The organism is Natronorubrum sp. A-ect3, from assembly GCF_041821125.1.
Lineage (GTDB): Archaea > Halobacteriota > Halobacteria > Halobacteriales > Natrialbaceae > Natronorubrum > Natronorubrum bangense.
On the sequence record NZ_JBGUBB010000009.1, the window covers coordinates 1 to 19,235 of the forward strand.

The window sequence follows — 19,235 nt, forward strand, 5'->3', positions numbered from 1 at the left end:
CTTTCCAATCGAGAGAACCATGGTACGGTGAATCGGGACACGGCATGCCCCTCGCACACACTTATGTCATACATTAACATGCTCCACAAGGAATTTAACTGATACTGGGCTATTATCGAGTGTGATCGGCACCTCCGGTCAGGTTTGCCCGGCCGGATAGCTGTTGCTCCCGATCGAGTTAGTAACCGTTAAATGCGTCCCGCCGGTATCTGCCTGTAGTATCTCGTGACAGCCGCTTCTTTCCCGATAGCCCACACGCACATCAATCCCAACACATGGTAGACGTAAGCCAACACGAACTCGTGCCGGAACATACCGTCCTCGAGGAAGAGGTCCTCGAGGAGGTTCTCTCCGAGTACGACATCGACCGTACAGACCTGCCCAAAATCAAATATACCGACGCTGCACTCCCGGATGACGCGGAGATCGGTGACGTCATCAAGATCGTTCGGAACTCGCGGACGACCGATCAGGCGATTATCTATCGACTTGTGGTGGAATAAATGGCAATGGAACTTGACCGAACGAAACGACGTGACATTTCGCGCGAATACTTTTCGAAGGAACGACTCGCCGAACACCACTACCGCTCGTTCAACGCCTTCCTCAACCGAGGGATGCAGGAAGTCGTCGACGAGAAGGCAACGATCGACACCGACATCGGTGACAAAGAAGGCGAGGAACCAGTCCACGTCGAGCTCGGCGACGTTCGTGTCGTCACACCGCGTGTGCGCGAGGCCGACGGGTCGGAGGAACTTCTCTACCCACAGGAAGCCCGGCTTCGGAACATCACCTACTCCGCACCCGTCTTCATGGAGATGTCCATCGTCAAAGGCGAGGAAGGCGACCAGCGGGTCGTCGACTCGACCGAGACAAAGATCGGTCGGATGCCGATCATGGTCGGCTCCGACAAATGTAACATCGCCGGCTTCTCCGATGAAGAACTGATCGAAATCGGTGAAGACCCCGCCGACCCTGGCGGCTACTTCATCGTCAACGGCTCCGAGCGCGTTCTGATGACCAGCGAGGACCTTGCACCGAACAAGATCCTCGCCGAGTACGACACCAAGTACGGCGACGAGATTCAGGTCGCCAAGACCTTCTCGCAGCGTCGTGGATACCGTGCACTGGTGCTGTGTGAACGAACGCGTGACGGCCTGCTCGAGGTCTCGTTCCCTTCGGTGTCAGGCTCGATTGACTTCGTGACACTCGTGCGTGCACTTGGCCTCGAGAGCGACGAGGAGATTGTCCACAAGGTCTCGAACGACCCCGAGGTCGTCAAGTACATGCTCGAGAATCTGGAGGAAGCAGAGGTCCAGACCGAGGAAGAAGCGATCGAGACGCTCGGGAAACGCGTCGCCTCGGGCCAGGGGAAAAACTACCAGCTCAAGCGCGCAAACTACGTCATCGACCGCTATCTCCTCCCACACCTCCACGAGGACGGTGTCGAGGAAGAAGACGTCCGGATCAACAAGGCACACTATCTCTGTCGGATGGCCGAGGCCTGTTTCGAACTCGCACTCAACCGACGCGAGGCCGACGACAAAGACCACTACGCCAACAAGCGCCTGAAGGTCAGCGGCGACCTGATGAAAGACCTGTTCCGGACCGCGCTGAACAAGCTGGCACGGGACGTCAAGTACCAGCTCGAGCGCGCAAACATGCGAAACCGGAACCTCTCTGTCTCGACGGTTGTGCGCTCGGACGTGCTCACCGAACGACTCGAGCACCCGATCGCGACGGGCAACTGGGTCGGTGGCCGCTCCGGCGTGAGCCAGCTGGTCGACCGGACCGACTTCATGGGGGTTCTCTCTCACCTTCGGCGGCTCCGGTCGCCGCTGTCGCGCAGTCAGCCCCACTTCGAGGCACGGGACCTTCACGCGACCCAGTGGGGTCGTATCTGTCCCTCGGAGACGCCTGAGGGGCCAAACTGTGGCCTGGTGAAGAACTTCGCACAGGCGATGGAGCTCTCCCAGAACGTCGAGGACGAACAGGAACTCAAACGCGAACTGGCATCGATGGGCGTCGAGGGCATTCCGGGCCTCGAGGGCATCGAACGATCGACATCGACGGCAGACGACTAATACAATGAGCAGCCAACAACGAGAAGCCAAGGTATACGTCAACGGGTCGCTGGTGGGGACACATCCCGACCCGCACGAGCTAGCCGAACAGATTCGCGAAGCACGACGCATCGGGGACGTCAGCGAGATGGTCAACGTCTCGGTCAAAGAGCGTACCCGCGAAGTGATCGTCAACGCCGACGCCGGTCGTGCACGGCGACCACTGCTGGTCGTCGAGGACGGCGAGCCCCGGATTACCGACCAGGAGATCGAGGCGCTTCAGCAGGGCGACCTCGAGTTCGAGGACCTCGTCGATCACGGCTACATCGAGTTTATCGACGCCGAGGAAGAAGAGGACATCTACGTCGCCGTCGACGAGGACGACGTCACCGAAAAACACACGCACCTCGAGATCGATCCCTCTCTGATCTTCGGGATCGGTGCGGGAATGATTCCGTACCCAGAGCACAACGCGAGTCCGCGTATTACGATGGGTGCAGGGATGGTCAAACAGTCGCTCGGACTGCCGAGCGCAAACTACCGCATCCGGCCGGACACGCGCCAGCACCTGCTGCACTATCCGCAGCTCTCGATGGTCAAGACCCAGACGACTGAACAGATCGGCTTCGACGAGCGGCCTGCCGCACAGAACTTCGTCGTCGCCGTGATGAGCTATGAAGGGTTCAACATCGAGGACGCGCTGGTCATGAACAAAGCCAGCGTCGAGCGTGCACTCGCTCGCTCGCACTTCTTCCGAACCTACGAGGGCGAGGAGCGACGCTACCCCGGTGGACAGGAAGACCGCTTCGAAATCCCAAGCCAGGACGTTCGTGGTGCACGCGGCGAGGAAGCCTACGCACATCTGGACGAGGACGGACTGGTCAACCCCGAAACGCGAGTCGACGAGAACTCCGTCTTGCTCGGGAAGACCTCCCCGCCACGATTCTTGGAAGAACCCGACGACATGGGTGGTCTCTCGCCACAGAAACGTCGCGAGACGTCGGTGACGATGCGCTCGGGCGAATCCGGCGTCGTCGACACGGTCACGCTGATGGAAGGCGAGGACGGCTCGAAGCTCTCGAAGGTCTCGGTGCGTGACGAGCGAATCCCGGAACTCGGGGACAAGTTCGCGAGTCGCCACGGCCAGAAGGGGGTTGTCGGCCACCTCGCTCCACAGGAGGACATGCCGTTCACGCAGGATGGCGTCGTTCCTGACCTCGTGCTCAACCCACACGCGCTGCCGTCGCGGATGACCGTCGGACACATCCTCGAGATGATCGGCGGCAAACTCGGTGCGATGGAAGGCCGTCGCGTCGACGGGACACCGTTCCTCGGTGAAGACGAATCCGAGCTTCGAGACGGACTCGAGAACGCTGGCTTCGACTCCGCGGGCAAAGAGGTCATGTACTCCGGTGTCACTGGGGAAAAGATCGAGGCCGAGATCTTCGTTGGAATCATTTTCTACCAGAAGCTCTACCACATGGTCTCGAACAAACTGCACGCCCGTTCGCGCGGGCCGGTGCAGGTGCTGACTCGCCAGCCGACGGAAGGGCGCGCCCGCGAGGGTGGTCTCCGTATCGGGGAGATGGAGCGGGACGTGTTCATCGGCCACGGTGCGGCCATGACGCTCAAAGAACGACTGGTCGACGAATCCGACCGCGAGGAGGTGTACATCTCCGCGGAAACCGGCATGATCGCGGTCCAAGACGTCAATCAACGTCGTGTCTACGACCAGCTCACCGGTGACGAAAGCGACATCCACCGCGTCGAAATCAGTTACGCGTTCAAACTGTTGCTAGACGAGATGATGGCACTCGGCATTCGACCACGGCTCAACCTCAAGGACGCAGTTTAACATGTCAATCCAAACACCAAAAGAACTCGACGAGATCCAGTTCGGGCTCATGGACCCGGAGACGTATCGGGACCTCTCGGTCACGAAGGTCATTACGGCGGACACCTACGACGACGACGGTTTCCCCATCGATATGGGGCTTATGGACACGCGTCTGGGCGTCATCGACCCCGGTCTCGAGTGTCCGACCTGTGGACAACACTCTGGATCGTGTCCGGGCCACTTCGGACACATCGAACTCGCTGCACCGGTCATTCACGTCGGCTTTACGAAGCTCATCCGTCGACTGCTGCGTGGCACGTGCCGGGAGTGTTCACGGCTGTTGCTCACCGAAGACGAGAAAGAGGAGTTCCGCGAACGGCTTGCAGAAGCGAAACGCCTCAGCCGTGACCCACAGGACGTATTGAAGGCGGCGATTCGGCAGGCACGAAAGAAAGACCGATGTCCGCACTGTGGCGAGGTCCAGTACGACATCGACCACGAAAAGCCGACGACGTACTACGAGGTCCAGCAGGTGCTGACCAGCGAGTACTCCCAGCGCATCGCCGCGGCGATGCAGGGTGGCGAAGACGGCGAACGGATGTCGCCGGACGAACTCGCCGACGAGACCGATATCGATCTCACCCGAATCAACGAGATTCTCTCAGGGTCGTTCCGCCCACGAGAGAGTCAGCGCAAATCGATCGAGAAGGCCCTCGACATCGACCTCACGGAAGAGGACACCAACAAGCTGATGCCCTCCGACATTCGGGACTGGTTCGAAGCGATTCCCGACGAGGACATCGAAGTCCTGGGTATCAACTCCGAGCGCTCGCGTCCCGAGTGGATGATTCTGACCGTGTTGCCGGTTCCACCCGTGACGACACGGCCGTCGATCACGCTCGATAACGGCCAGCGCTCCGAAGACGACCTTACCCACAAACTCGTGGACATCATCCGGATCAACCAGCGGTTCATGGAGAACCGTGAAGCCGGTGCCCCACAGCTGATCATCGAGGACCTCTGGGAACTGCTCCAGTACCACGTCACCACGTTCATGGACAACGAGATTTCGGGGACGCCGCCCGCTCGCCACCGCTCGGGACGGCCGCTCAAGACCCTCTCTCAGCGCCTGAAAGGCAAAGAGGGACGATTCCGTGGCTCGCTGTCCGGGAAGCGTGTCAACTTCTCCGCCCGAACCGTTATCTCACCTGACCCAACGCTGAGCCTGAACGAGGTTGGGGTTCCGGATCGGGTCGCAAAGGAGATGACCCAGACGATGAACGTCACCGAGCGCAATCTCGAGGAGGCTCGGCGATTCGTCTCCAACGGCCCAGAGGGCCATCCTGGCGCAAACTACGTTCGCCGACCGGACGGTCGTCGACTCAAAGTCACCGAGAAGAACTGCGAACAGCTCGCCGAGAAAGTCGAGGCCGGCTGGGAGGTCAACCGCCACCTCATCGACGGCGACATCATCATCTTCAACCGGCAGCCGTCGCTCCACCGGATGTCGATCATGGCCCACGAGGTCGTGGTCATGCCGTACAAGACGTTCCGACTCAACACGGTTGTCTGTCCGCCGTACAACGCCGACTTCGACGGCGACGAGATGAACATGCACGCCCTCCAAAACGAGGAGGCTCGCGCCGAGGCGCGCGTGCTCATGCGTGTCCAAGAACAGATGCTCTCGCCGCGATTCGGTGAGAACATCATCGGTGCGATCCAGGACCACATCTCCGGAACGTACCTGCTTACCCACGACAACCCACGGTTCAACGAAACCCAGGCACTCGACCTGCTCCGTGCGACGCGGATCGACGAACTGCCCGAGCCAAGCGGGATCGACGACGAAGGAAAGCCGTTCTGGACCGGCTACGCCGTCTTCTCCGAACTGCTTCCCGACGACCTCAACCTCAATTTCACTGGGACGATCGGTGAAGACGTCATCATCGAAGACGGACAGCTCATCGAGGGAACCATCGCCGAAGACGAGGTCGGCGAGTTCGGCGGCGAGATCGTCGACACGATCACGAAGGTCTACGGCAACACGCGTGCCCGGATCTTCGTCAACGAGCTCTCGACGCTGGCGATGCGTGCGATCATGCACTTCGGGTTCTCGATCGGGATCGACGACGAGACGATTCCAAAAGAAGCCCAAGACCGCATCGACGAGACGATCGACGACGCCAACGACCGCGTCGAGGAACTCATCGAGGCCTACGAACGGGGCGAACTCGAGTCCCTACCAGGCCGGACGATCGACGAGACCCTCGAGATGAAGATCATGCAGACGCTCTCGCGTGCGCGTGACAACGCCGGGAACATCGCCGACGAGCACTTCGAAGACGACAACCCGGCCGTCGTCATGGCAAACTCCGGTGCCCGTGGGTCGATGCTCAACCTGACCCAGATGGCCGGCGCCGTCGGCCAGCAGGCAGTTCGAGGCGAGCGAATCAACCGTGGCTACGAGGACCGCACCCTCAGCCACTACGAGCCAAACGACCTCTCGGCAGAAGCCCACGGCTTCGTCGAGAACTCCTATACAAGCGGGCTGACTCCACGAGAGTTCTTCTTCCACGCGATGGGTGGCCGGGAAGGACTGGTCGACACGGCAGTCCGAACTTCCAAGTCCGGATACCTCCAGCGTCGGCTGATTAACGCCCTCTCGGAACTCGAAACCCAGTACGACGGCACCGTCCGAGACACCTCGGACACCATCGTCCAGTTCGAGTTCGGTGAGGACGGTACCTCGCCAGTCAAGGTGTCCTCCAGCGCGGACAACGACATCGACGTCGACGAAATCGCCACGAAGGTTCTCGACGAGGAGTTCGACTCCGAAGAGGAGAAGGAGGCGTTCTTCAGCCGGAAACCGGAGCCGACGAACCTCTCCGAGCATGCGGATAGCCGCGTTGTCGACCGAACGGAGGTGACCTCCGATGACTGAGGTCGACTACGACGTCACCGACGACATGATCGCCGTCGTCGAAGACACCGACCTCCCCCGTCGTCTCAAGGACAACGTCTACGAGACACTCGAGAAACGCGGTGACGCCACCGTCGAGGACGCAGACGACGTCGCAAGAGCCGTTGAAGCCCGATATCTCGATACTCGAGTCGACCCACTCGACCCTGTCGGGACCGTCTCCGCCCAGTCGATCGGCGAGCCCGGAACGCAGCTGACGATGAACACGTTCCACTACGCCGGTGTCGCAGAGATCGACGTGACCCAGGGGCTGCCGCGACTGATCGAACTGGTCGACGCACGGAAGACCCCTGACACGCCGATGATGACCGTCTATCTCGAAGACGAGTACGCGACCGAACGCGAGAAGGCCCACGAGGTCGTCTGGAACATCGAGGCGACGAAGATCCTCGCGCTGGGTGACGTCTCGACAAATGTCGCGGATATGCGAGTCCAGATCTCGCTCAATGAGGACACCCTCAAAGAGCGGATGATTACGCCTGAAGAGGTCGCCTCGATCATCGAGGACAACCTCGGCGTCAGCACGATCCAGCAGGGCACCCAGATTCAGTTCGGTCCCGAAGAGCCGTCCTACCGTGACCTGCTCCAGCTCGTCGAAGAGCTGCGTGAGATCACGTTCAAAGGCATCGAAGAGATCTCTCGTGTCGTCATCCGACGCGAGGAACTCGAGGACGGCGAGGAGTTCGTCCTCTACACCGAGGGGTCGGCGTTTGGTGACGCCCTCGAGATCGAGGGTGTCGACGCCTCGCGCACGACGTGTAACAACATCCACGAGATCCACCGCAACCTGGGTATCGAGGCTGCCCGTGAGACGATCATCGAGGAGACGAACAACACGCTCGCAGAGCAGGGACTTGACGACGTTAACGTTCGTCACCTGATGCTCGTCGCCGACATGATGACCAACCGCGGCGAGATCGAATCGATCGGTCGCCACGGCATCTCGGGTTCGAAAGACTCGGTGTTGGCTCGCGCAGCGTTCGAAGTGACGGTCAACCACCTGCTCAACGCCGCAATCCACGGCGAAGTCGACGAACTCGACGGCGTCACGGAGAACGTCATCGTCGGCAAACCGATCAAGCTCGGCACCGGTGACGTCGATCTGCGGATGGGATCGACAAGCACCGGCTCCGGCGGCCAAGCCGACTGATCGATGGGTGTTACCCTCGACGACGACGCCCGTCAGTATCTCGCCGCATTCGAGGATACAACGGGCGTGGATGGACAGGACTGTCTCGTCACCACGGCCGATGCAGATGACGAACGACTCCTCATCGTCGTCTCGAGCGGGCGGATGAGCGAAGCTATCGGTCCGGGCGGACGAACCGTCAAACGATACGAGGACCGTGTCGGCCACCCCGTCAGGCTCGTCGAAGACGCCGACGACCCAGAGGAGTTCGTCGCGAACACGCTCGCCCCAGCGGCAGTGTACAACGTCACGATCAGCGAAAACGACGATACCGTCGCCTACGTCGAAGTCGCCGACGCCGACCGTGGCGTCGCAATCGGGACAAACGGCCGGACGATCGAGGCTGCACGAACGCTCGTGGATCGCCACTTCGGGATCGACGACGTACAGCTGCTCTGATCGCTGGCGACACCGTTTTTTGAGCACCACAGACGACTCGAGACACCGTCCGGACAGCGGCGTTGTTCCACATAGCTGTCATTTACACAACTCGCACAGTTGGGCTCCCTCATGCCCGCCGAGATGCGCTGCGCCGTTCTCAGTCCGTAACTCGAGCAGCGAAACGCGCTCAGATTCGGCGAGCGGGGTGCCTCGAGGACTCTCGTGGCGTAACGGCGACTCGAAACAGGGATGCTTAAGTGCCTTCGTCGGATAGCGATGGATACTATGGCAAACGGCAAGTATGCCGCGCGCAAGCTCAAGAAGGACCGCCAGAATCAGCGGTGGTCCGACTCTGACTACGCGCGCCGCGCCCGTGGACTTCGCGAGAAGTCCGACCCACTCGAGGGTGCGCCGCAGGCTCGAGGTATTGTACTGGAAAAGGTCGGCATCGAGGCAAAACAGCCCAACTCGGCAATCCGAAAGTGTGTCCGAGTCCAGCTGATCAAAAACGGCAAACAGGTCACCGCGTTCTGTCCCGGTGACGGCGCAATCAGCTTCATCGACGAACACGACGAAGTCACCATCGCTGGTATCGGTGGGGCAAAGGGTCGTGCGATGGGTGACCTTTCCGGTGTCAACTACAAGGTTGACAAGGTCAACGGTGTTGCACTGAAAGAACTGGTTCGTGGCAACGCAGAGAAACCGGTGCGATAATTATGGCTGCAGAAGACCAACCCGACCCAGACGCCCCCGCAGGTGGCGCAGACGTCGGCGCGAAGCTGTTCGGCACGTGGGAGATCGACGAAATCGCATACAACGATCCGTCCACCGAACGCTACATTTCGGTGACGCCAGTCGCTCACACGGCCGGCCGCCACGCCAGCAAGCAGTTCAAGAAATCCCAGATCTCGATCGTCGAGCGCTTCATCAACCGCTTGATGCAGACCGAAGAGAACACGGGCAAGAAACAGCAGACGCTCAATCACGTGCGTGATGCGTTCGAACTCATCCACGAGCGCACTGACGAGAACCCGATTCAGGTGCTCGTCACCGCCGTCGAGAACGCAGCCCCACGCGAGGAGACCGTCCGCCTCAAATACGGTGGCATCTCGGTCCCCAAGGCCGTCGACGTCGCACCCCAGCGTCGTGTCGACCAGGCCCTGAAGTTCCTCGCCGAAGGCGTCTACAACGACTCGTTCAAGACCCCGACGCCCGTCGCAGAGGCCATCGCCAGCCAGCTTATCGGCGCGGCCAACTACGACGTCCAGACCTACGCGGTCAGTCAGAAAGAAGAGAAAGAGCGCGTCGCGGCAGCTGCACGCTAAGCTCTCGGTTTTCTTTTGTTTTCTTACCTCGAGAGCGGCAGTGCTCCACTCTCAGCCGACGAGCTACAGTTCATGTGTCTTGATGGCGGTACTCCAGCGGAGTTCGCCGTCAAGTAATACGGGGAACGACTCAGTATTAAGGAATTTTACGAGCTCCGCTGTCGTCACTGACCGCAAGCGAAGTTCTCCGAAAGCTAGATGAAACGACTCAATTGATTCAATCGCCAAATTAGATACGCCGCCTAATTTTCGATGAGACGATGGATACATATCTAAGACAACCTCTCTCTCCCCTCTCTCTCGAACGAGTGTCCCCACTGTCGGTAGTCCTTGATTCGTCTGCACTACAGAGAGTGTACCATCACCGACGAGATGATATTGGCAAGCATAGTCTCGTGTCTTTTGAAACATGTCCAATGCACCATAGAGTGGTAGACCAAAATTCAACAGGCGGGCAAATGCACGTCCCGCGAAAACTGCATCGCTATTTTCAATCTCACTGAATGTGACGATGCCGCCGATCGCTCCGCCCTCGATAAGACGAAGGCCCTGTTCGTAGGACTGGCATGCGTTGAGGAGAAACGCCTTCGCGCCAACCGTTCCGAAGTCGCCTGCATCAACTGTCCCATCTGAACATCGAAAACCGTTGGAATCGATGTGGCCAATATAATGAACGAAATCACTTTCACGAGTGAAGATTTCCTCGAGTTCATCGGTTGTGAGGTTATAGTGGACGGTAACATCAAGCGGAAGATCGTTCCGACTGTGATACGCGCTGTTGACCGTCACGAACTCGCCGCTCATCTCCGAGTCGTTACAGATCACTTCAATCTCGAGCGGGCCGTCTCGTGGTGATTGTGTGATTCTATTTTCGAAAGCTAGTAGCGTCCCAGTACCAGTTACTCCGGTTTGATCACCCCGCCAAGACTGTCGGATCGGTACTGAATTAGAATCCGTTTCCGCCCTCTGAACCTGCATCTGTGATGTTTGAACTGGGTTGCTTACAGTATTCTCGACATTAATAGTCGCAAGTAAGTCCGTCAAGAATGGAAGTGATTCAACATTCTTTGCAGACTGACTAAGCTGGACTTCAAACTGCCACTCAGGAAGGTGTGGTTGTATCGTCTCGAACGGAACCGCCAAATAAGTCTCGAGCTGTTCGGCTAGCGGCTGTTCATAAATAGCTTCAATATCAAATTCGAGAATCGGCTCGACCGCTTGCCGTTCGTACAGTGGCAGTGGTGTCTCCCCCTCAGTTCGAACGATGCAATCAAGCAAGAAAATGTGCTTGAACACCTGCTCGACTCTCCGTTCAAACCCGTGTTCTCCCTTGAGTGGATAAGAGTAGCCGGCTTCCGTGACGAGTCGTGGTGTCGGCCCCGGAACAACCGCTGCTGCGAGATAGTACGCAAGTGGTGCGACGACGAACGTGTGTTGGAGTGTCGGTGGAATCTCGATCCGAACACCTGTCTGTGGTCGTGATAACTCATCAGGAATTTCAACATCAGCACCCAATTCGACAGCTGGTGGATGGCCACGAAGTGTCGGATACGATCGCTCGGGTGTCGTCGTCTTCAGTGCGGACCCGAACATCGAGATGGCTTGCATCACATCGGTTGGTTCTGTGGTCGTCGTGATCGTCGCTGCCGGTGATGTGTGATACGATCGTGCGCCGATGACGATCGACGTCGGTTCCTCAAACTCAATCAGTGTCTGACCAACACTCGCACGAATGTCCACCGCACTTTCGATGGTTGCATAAACTTTCAGTGGTCCAGAGATATCGAGATGGTATTCTGCTCGTGGGAGGGTTACTGTCTCGTGTATTTTAACTTCAGTAACCAGCGAGCCAGATGAATTGCGGACGTAGACTGAATTATCGCTTAACACCCTGAAGCCATTAGTCGTAATCTCTACTGCGGACTCTAATGGATACGGTATACAATCGTCAGAAACCGATGTCGGCGTGACTGACGTGTTCGTTTCGATCTGATACTGCTTACGTTCAATCGGATCAACAATCGCTAACCCGTCTGAAGTCGGTTTGAATTTTGGTTTCATCGGCAAAGAAAAGATAACAAACAACTCGTGGTTGTCAGCGCTAGATCTTATGTGAGATTTCTGTATAGAGATGAATATACGTTGTGGCCAATTGAGAATGTCGTCCGCTCGTTCCACAGTATATGTGTATGGGTTGTAATGTTCTGTCCGCTCCCGACCACATTTAATAGTATCTACCAGAGGATACTAGTACGAGCTGTGTTGCAGGACTCTCCGTTCCAACTGTTTGTTGTCCATCCGACACTCTCTCTGGCCGAGGTGGAGACCGATCGGTCTCGAGTCACCGTCGATATCCGCAGGGCCGATTTTGATCGATCGATTCTCGAACAAATCGACACCGGGTGCGATCTACTCGTTCTCGACTGGAAACTCGAGACGCCCGACGCGCGCGGTGTGCTCGACACGTTCCGACAGAACGCTCCAGATACGCAGATTCTTGTCCTCTCCGAGGACGTTCCCGCCGATGATCCCGTTGATCGTGGTGCCGACGAACTCCTTGTCGGACCGCACTCAGACGAGAAGTTGTGCTTGACGATCGAACGGCTTCTGCTGCAGGGTGCCTACGAGGAGGCCATGAACGAATTTTTCCGGTTATCGACCGAGCGAGCACTCCTCGAGAGTGAACGCCAGTCCGATGTCGACGCCGCTGATCGGTATCAATCAATCGTCTGTAACCTCAATGAGTCTCGGAGACGAGCAGCCACGATTCGCGACGAACTCTCGGTTGATGAATTCAATCGGTCACTTCGGCAGTTGTTCGATAAGTAGCAGCGGCGGGATGAAATAGATGACTGTGCGACTTTATCATCGGTTTGCAAGTGAGGAGCGGCCGCTCTACGCTTTCGAACACCTTCTTACATATATAACACTACTATCTATTTATATGGTATATTAAAATAAATTTATATTATAGCGACAGAATGTATCAAGTGTACCATGGATGACCTAACCCAGTACCTCAAGAACCACCCACGAATGATCGGCGCGCTGTTTACGATCCTGCTGGTGCTGTCGCAAGCAGGAACTGTTGCAGCTGCCAACTACTCATACCCCGGCCCGTAGTTCATTCTAATCGTTCTACGTTGACATCGACACTCCACTGAATCTCATCATCAATGAGGACCGGCACATTATCTATCCTAAATAGTTCCCGTAACTGTGTTTTTGTTACGGGAATCCATCCAGTTTTGCTGGGAACGATATGATATGAGTTGATATCATCTACACTTGGCACGTATACGCCACCCTTCTTTACTCTAACAGACATGTACGTATACATATTTATGAATATTTGATCGTTTTCAACCGTAACTGAACATATTTCTGGAGATCCAACCTTCGATTGAGCGATCGCGATCAATCCATCGCCAACAATATGATACTGCTCGCCTACGACACTCTTTTTCCGTGCAATCTCCACCGCAGCGTACAGCGGATATCCTCGGTTCAACAATCGTGCGATCGTACTTCCGACGCTCACTGCCCCGGTATTCACAACGTCGTCGTGGGTCACAATGCCGCCGATGCTGCCAGCTTCGATGAGGTGGAGTCCTTGATCATGCGACTGACAGCCGTTGAGTAGAAACGCTTTTGCACCGGATGTCTCGAGCAGCGATGCATCGACTGTGCCATCCGAACACTGCATCCCGTCGTCATCGATGTGGCCAATAAAGTGGAGGAAGTCTGTGTCGGACTCCAAGACGGCTTCGAGTTCGTCCGTCGAGAGTTCGTAGTGAACCGTCACGTCGAATGGGAGTTCCGCTCGAGTTCCATAGACGCCGTCTACGGTCTCGAGTTCGTCTCGCATCGCTGCATCGTTGCAGACGACGTCGATTTCGATCGGATCTGCCTTCGGCTGTCGGCCGATACTGTTGTGAAACGCAGACAGTGGCGCGTTGCTGATAATCTGTGTTGACCCACTGCTGTTCCAGCGTTGTTCTATTGTCGGGATTGACATGCCCTCGTTCGACGTTGTCGCCAGCTCTGCGTCACGGACTGGACTGTTGCTCCGGGTGAAATCCCCTCTGGCGAACTCTTCGATTGCCTGTGCCGAGACTGTGGGCTGTGTGTCCGTTGGCGGCTGTGGCTCGTCTTGGACACGGATACTCGAGAGGCTGTTCGTGACGAACGGGAGAAACTCAACGCGTTCTGGATCCGGCTGGAGTCGCGTCTCGAGACTCCAATCTGGAAGGTGTCGGTCGCCAGTCTCAAACGAGACGTCGGTGAGATACGTCTCGAGTTGTGCGGATAGGGGCTGGTCGTATACGGTCTCGATATTGAACGCAAGGGCTGGTTCAATCGCGTCTCGCTCGTGTAAGGGGAGTGGTGTTGTGCCCTCGGTACGGACGATGCAATCGAGGAAAAAAACATGTTTAAGCACACGCTCGACAGTGTCAGCAAAATCGGCTCCACAACCGAGGGAGTACGTAAAGCCGCTCTCGGTAACGAGCCGTGGTGTAGATCCGGGTACAACGTCAGCGCCGAGATAGTACGCGAGCGGTGCAACGACGAACACGTGGCGAGTTGTGTTTGGGATTTCGATCCGCACACCGGTTTCTGGAGTGGCAAACTGCGATGGGATATGCAACTCATCTCCGAGTTCTATTTTTGGTGGGTGACCACGGAGTGTCGGATACGACCGTTCAGGCGTCGTCGTTTTCAGTGCTGATCCGAACGTCGAAACCGCTCGCATCATGTCGGTCGGGTTTGAGGTCGTCGTAACCGTTCCTGCTGGACGCCGATGATAGGAGCGAGCACCGAGACTCACGGCCGTCGATCCATCGAGAGAGACGTAGGTCTGGTCCGTATCAGAGTAAATCTGCACCGAACTTTCGAGACGGGCATACAGCTTCAGTGGGCCGGACAGATCGAGGATATACTGATCTCGTGGCAGTGACGCTTGTTCACTCGGACGAACTTCGGCGACCATCGATCCGTCTCGGTCGCGGACGTAGACGGTGTTACTCGTCGGCAGCGTAAGCATCGCCGTTGTAATCTCGACGGCAGCATCGACGGGATACTGTAGCCGGTCTGTACGCACTTCCTCGAGCGAAACCGGATCGTGTGTCGTGAGCCGATACCGATGGCGTTCGATCGAATCGATGACCTCCAAACCGTCGTCAGTAGGCTCGAATGTGGGGTTCATGGAGTGGAGAGGGTCGTGGTGTGATCGGGAGACAGAACACGAGTCGTCACTCGAGTGGGTAGGTGGTGGTTACGACTGGGAGACAGAAACCCAGCCAGAGTGGAGTTCACCGTCGGCGATCGACCAGCGTTCCTGGGGGACGCCGTTTTGCTCTCGCAGCTCAATGATGATGTCAAACAGCGGTGCCAGTACTGATGCGGTGTCCGAGTCGCTGTCCATCGAGAGATGATAGTGGATCATCCCGTCAACAGTTTTGGCCCGACCGTTAGTCAGATGGAGGAATTTGAAGACCTGTTCGGTGCCGTACTCCTCGAGCAGCGGCACCAGCGATTCGACGCCAACACGGAGTTCTGCGGGTGCAAGCCCGTTCGACTCGGCGTCGAACGTTTCGATTGCATTCGAGATTTCGATCCCCAGCTCGGCGAGCGTAGTGGTCGTGACCGGTGAGTCGTCGATCGAGGGTGCGATGGAGTCCATCGCGTCCGAGTCCCCAGCACTCACAGCAGCGCCGCGAGCCTGTGTCGCGTACCGGATGAGCGTACTCGTTGCTTGGGAACCGGAGATACCCTCGAGTAACTCGGAGGCGTCGTGGCGCGTTCCGGTCGTGGAGACCAAAACACGTCGGCGTGATTCGGCTGTCGCCTGTCCGAGTAGTCGACGACAGAGATGTCGACGCTGCGCTGGTCGGACGGAGCCGACGACGAGGACACTGGCACCCTGTCGCTTCAGTTGAGAGAGCCCGTTGGAGAATCGCTCCTCGTTCGACTCGCCCCCCAGAGCGTTTCGCGAAAGCATCAGTATATATTTCAGATATGGACCTATCAAACGTTAAGTGTTCGGGCCGATCTGAACCTAGAGATTGGGTCTGACGGCACGCTGACAATGATTAAGCGCTATCGATCACTCTGCAGCCAGTCCCTCGCCACCGACGTACGCGCGGGTGGCATCGACGAGGATCTGTCGATAGGTGCTTGCATCGGGATCGCAGGCGAGTTCGCGGAACCGTCGTTTGAACCCCTCGAAGTCCACACTGGGAGCGTCCATCGCAGCCGCGTGTGAGAGGTCATAGAGTCGATGAGTGTCCTCGACGAGATCGTGGCGTTCTGCCAGTGCCAGGGCAAACGCCGCGTTCACGGCCGTAATCTCGGGATCAGCACTCGTCGAAAGGCGCTCGAGACCGGGCCGAGCGGGCAGCTCTGGGCGGTCGGCAATCGCCATCGCGAGACTCGACTCGAGAAACGAGAGGAGTTTCTGCCCGGGGCCAACTGCGAGCGTAATGTCGTCGGCGTAGATGTCTTTCATGTGATTCGCGATCTGATAGCAGTGAGAGAGTTTGCGTCGTTCGACGCGTTTGCCAGCCAGTGCGAGATAGAGAACCTCTTCGGTCGACTGGATGTGAGACGGGTGTTCTTGCTCGTGTCTGGCCATATGTGAAAACTCGTGTAAAGCCAGTTCGCGGGCCATGGCACTCGAGGCGGCCTGTTTCGAGATGTTGAGGACATGGTGGTCGTCGTAGTGGCCGGCCCAGGTCCGTTCGTCGGGGTCGTCTCGAAGCTGGACGGAGACGGGTAACGACAGCTCGTACTCAGTCTCGAAGAGGTCTCGAGCGCTGAGAAACGGCGACGTAGGGCCAGAGCCCCGTATTCGGAGATCCATGCGTATCAGTACCAAGTTCTGTGAGTGTATGTCTCTTACGCCCAATTTCGTCGGTCGAAACTCGCCCGGTCGTCAGTGTCGTCTGTTGCGTGGCATTCACTCACGCAAGTTGGAAATTCCGGCGTAAAAACCGGGATAATCGACGGATTCGCTCGAGGACGAAACACTACCCTTTTGACCCCGCTACCGGTAACAAGGAGTATATGGGCCGACGCAAGAAGATCGTCCAAGAGTGTGAACGGCTGATGGGCGAACCGGAGAACATCCGGAACATCGCCATCGCCGCTCACGTCGACCACGGTAAAACAACCCTTTCTGACAACCTCCTCGCTGGCGCCGGCATGATCTCCGACGAGACCGCTGGAGAGCAGCTTGCGATGGACACGGAAGAAGACGAGCAGGAACGTGGGATCACCATCGACGCAGCAAACGTTTCGATGACCCACGAGTATGAGGACACCAACCACCTCATCAACCTCATCGACACGCCAGGCCACGTCGACTTCGGTGGCGACGTCACGCGTGCGATGCGTGCTGTAGACGGCGCACTCGTCGTCGTCGACGCCGTCGAAGGGGCCATGCCTCAGACGGAGACAGTGCTTCGACAGGCACTGCGCGAAGGTGTCAAGCCAACACTGTTCATCAACAAAGTCGACCGCCTGATCTCGGAGCTTCAGGAAGGACCTGAAGAGATGCAGGAGCGACTCCTCGCAGTCATCCACGACGTCAACGAACTCATTCGTGGCATGACCGAGGACATGGATGACATCGAGGACTGGACGGTTTCCGTCGAAGACGGAACCGTCGGCTTCGGATCCGCCCTCTACAAATGGGGCGTTTCGATGCCGTCGATGCAGCGCACCGGCATGGACTTCGGCGAAATCATGGAACTCGAGCGCAACGACAACCGTCAGGAGCTCCACGAGCGGACGCCCCTGTCGGATGTCGTCCTCGACATGGTCTGTGAGCACTTCCCGAACCCTGTCGACGCACAGCCCCGCCGTGTCCCACGCATCTGGCGTGGTGACGCCGAGTCCGACCTCGCCGAAGAGATGCGTCTCGTCGACGAGAACGGCGAGGTCGTCTTCATGGTCACCGACATCGCGATGGACCCCCACGCGGGCGAAGTCGCCTCCGGTCGTGTCTTCTCGGGTTCGCTCGAGAAGGGCCAGGAGCTGTACGTCTCCGGGACCGCAGGCAAGAACCGCGTCCAGTCTGTCGGCATCTACATGGGTGGCGAACGCGAGGAAGTCGACCACGTTCCCGCAGGGAACATCGCAGCCGTCACTGGCCTGCGCGACGCCATCGCCGGTTCGACCGTCTCGAGCGTCGAGATGACGCCGTTCGAGTCGATCGAGCACATCTCGGAGCCGGTCATTACGAAGAGCGTGGAGGCCCAGACGATGGACGACCTCCCCAAGCTCATCGAAACACTGCGTCAGGTCTCGAAAGAGGACCCAACGATCCAGATTACGATCAACGAGGACACCGGCGAGCACCTGATCTCCGGACAGGGTGAGCTTCACCTCGAGGTCATCACCCAGCGTATCGAGAAGAACCAGGGCATCCCGGTCAACACCGGTGAACCGATCGTTGTCTACCGCGAGGCAATCGACCGTGTAAGCGAAGAGGTCGAGGGTATCTCGCCAAACCGTCACAACCGCTTCTACATCTCCGCCGAGCCACTCGACGAGGAGATCGTCGAGACGATCCGGATGGGCGAGGCGTCGATGGACATGCCTGAACTCGAGCGCCGTGAAGCGCTTCAGGAAGCCGGCATGGACAAAGACGACTCCCAGGACGTCGAGCATATCCACGGGACGAACATCCTGCTCGACCAGACCAAGGGTATCCAGCACCTGAACGAGACGATGGAGCTGTTCATCGAGGGACTCGAGGAAGCCCTCGACAACGGTCCACTCGCCAACGAGCCGGTCCAGGGTGCACTCATCCGTCTGCACGACGCACGACTCCACGAGGACACCATCCACCGTGGCCCAGCACAGGTCATCCCCGCCACGCGTGAGGCCGTCCACAAGTCGCTGATCGTCGGTCAGATCAAGATGATGGAGCCGATGCAGGACGTCCGTATCGACGTGCCAAACGACCACATGGGCGCCGCCTCCGGCGAGATTCAGGGTCGTCGTGGCCGCGTCGACGACATGTACCAGGAAGGTGACCTCATGGTCGTCGAGGGTATCGCACCCGTCGACGAGATGATCGGATTCGCCTCCGACATCCGGAGCGCGACCGAAGGTCGTGCCTCCTGGAACACTGAGAACGCCGGCTTCGAATTCATGTCCCAGTCCCTCCAGCGCGATAAGATTATGGAGATCCGAGAGCGCAAGGGCATGAAGCTCGAACTGCCACCAAGCATCGACTACATCTAAGCAGTGGACTTGACGGGCACCAGCCCGTCAGTATGCTGTTGTTGCCGTTTTCTTTCGACGTTGGGACGTGAGCGACAGCGCTCCACAGGCGATCCGTTCAGATAGTTAGAACAGTGAACGGACCACGCACTACGGCTGCCTACCGAGCGGCTAGTTCCAAGCTCTGACTTCGGAAAGCAATAGAATGATATTTTCTCGGTAGCGAACT

Annotated in this window: 15 protein-coding genes; 11 read left to right on the plus strand and 4 right to left on the minus strand. The window is 57.9% G+C overall.

What is annotated here, in order from left to right:
* The first annotated feature begins 275 nt into the window (after positions 1-275).
* The 8 genes from ACERJA_RS17730 to ACERJA_RS17765 all read left to right on the plus strand — a co-directional run bounded on the left by ACERJA_RS17730 (position 276) and on the right by ACERJA_RS17765 (position 9,775).
* On the plus strand, positions 276-503 hold the full coding sequence (locus ACERJA_RS17730; protein WP_373609566.1) for a DNA-directed RNA polymerase subunit H: 228 nt from the start codon (positions 276-278) through the stop codon (positions 501-503).
* Complete coding sequence (locus ACERJA_RS17735; protein WP_006065184.1) at positions 504-2,084, plus strand: DNA-directed RNA polymerase subunit B''; 1,581 nt, start codon at positions 504-506, stop codon at positions 2,082-2,084. It abuts the gene before it with no gap.
* A gap of 4 nt (positions 2,085-2,088) precedes the next feature.
* Positions 2,089-3,918 carry a DNA-directed RNA polymerase subunit B gene (rpoB, locus tag ACERJA_RS17740; protein ID WP_373609567.1) on the plus strand — a complete coding sequence of 610 codons (1,830 nt, stop codon included), beginning with the start codon at positions 2,089-2,091 and terminating at the stop codon, positions 3,916-3,918.
* Position 3,919: 1 nt separating this feature from the next.
* Complete coding sequence (locus tag ACERJA_RS17745) at positions 3,920-6,841, plus strand: DNA-directed RNA polymerase subunit A' (protein ID WP_373609568.1); 2,922 nt, start codon at positions 3,920-3,922, stop codon at positions 6,839-6,841.
* Positions 6,834-8,030, plus strand: a complete 1,197-nt coding sequence (gene rpoA2, locus ACERJA_RS17750; protein WP_006065187.1) for a DNA-directed RNA polymerase subunit A'' — start codon at positions 6,834-6,836, stop codon at positions 8,028-8,030. Before ACERJA_RS17745 ends, rpoA2 begins: the two co-directional genes overlap by 8 nt.
* A gap of 3 nt (positions 8,031-8,033) precedes the next feature.
* Positions 8,034-8,468: a NusA-like transcription termination signal-binding factor gene (locus tag ACERJA_RS17755; RefSeq protein WP_006065188.1), complete on the plus strand. Its 435-nt coding sequence runs from the start codon at positions 8,034-8,036 to the stop codon at positions 8,466-8,468.
* Between the two features lie 267 nt (positions 8,469-8,735).
* On the plus strand, positions 8,736-9,164 hold the full coding sequence (locus tag ACERJA_RS17760) for a 30S ribosomal protein S12 (RefSeq protein ID WP_004267302.1): 429 nt from the start codon (positions 8,736-8,738) through the stop codon (positions 9,162-9,164).
* A 2-nt stretch (positions 9,165-9,166) separates the two neighbouring features.
* The gene (locus tag ACERJA_RS17765) at positions 9,167-9,775 is read left to right on the plus strand and encodes a 30S ribosomal protein S7 (RefSeq protein WP_006065189.1); all 609 of its coding nucleotides are present in this window, start codon (positions 9,167-9,169) and stop codon (positions 9,773-9,775) included.
* 63 nt (positions 9,776-9,838) lie between these two features.
* On the opposite strand, the gene ACERJA_RS17770 is transcribed toward ACERJA_RS17765, so the two are convergent.
* The gene (locus ACERJA_RS17770) at positions 9,839-11,836 is read right to left on the minus strand and encodes a hypothetical protein (protein ID WP_373609569.1); all 1,998 of its coding nucleotides are present in this window, start codon (positions 11,834-11,836) and stop codon (positions 9,839-9,841) included.
* A 258-nt stretch (positions 11,837-12,094) separates the two neighbouring features.
* Between ACERJA_RS17770 and ACERJA_RS17775 the strand changes: the two genes are divergently transcribed.
* Positions 12,095-12,604, plus strand: a complete 510-nt coding sequence (locus tag ACERJA_RS17775) for a HalX domain-containing protein (RefSeq protein WP_373609570.1) — start codon at positions 12,095-12,097, stop codon at positions 12,602-12,604.
* Positions 12,605-12,772: 168 nt separating this feature from the next.
* Entirely contained in the window at positions 12,773-12,898 is a 126-nt protein-coding gene (locus ACERJA_RS17780) for a hypothetical protein (RefSeq protein ID WP_373609571.1), read from the plus strand.
* A 1-nt stretch (position 12,899) separates the two neighbouring features.
* Here the strand turns inward: ACERJA_RS17780 and ACERJA_RS17785 are convergent, their stop codons facing one another.
* The 3 genes from ACERJA_RS17785 to ACERJA_RS17795 form a co-directional block, all read right to left on the minus strand.
* Complete coding sequence (locus tag ACERJA_RS17785; protein WP_373609572.1) at positions 12,900-14,981, minus strand: hypothetical protein; 2,082 nt, start codon at positions 14,979-14,981, stop codon at positions 12,900-12,902.
* Positions 14,982-15,050: 69 nt separating this feature from the next.
* Entirely contained in the window at positions 15,051-15,776 is a 726-nt protein-coding gene (locus ACERJA_RS17790; protein ID WP_373609573.1) for a hypothetical protein, read from the minus strand.
* 105 nt (positions 15,777-15,881) lie between these two features.
* Entirely contained in the window at positions 15,882-16,637 is a 756-nt protein-coding gene (locus ACERJA_RS17795; protein ID WP_373609574.1) for a DUF5781 family protein, read from the minus strand.
* Between the two features lie 203 nt (positions 16,638-16,840).
* On the opposite strand from ACERJA_RS17795, the gene ACERJA_RS17800 reads away from it, so the two are divergent.
* The gene (locus tag ACERJA_RS17800; RefSeq protein WP_373609575.1) at positions 16,841-19,027 is read left to right on the plus strand and encodes an elongation factor EF-2; all 2,187 of its coding nucleotides are present in this window, start codon (positions 16,841-16,843) and stop codon (positions 19,025-19,027) included.
* The last annotated feature ends 208 nt before the right edge of the window (positions 19,028-19,235 follow it).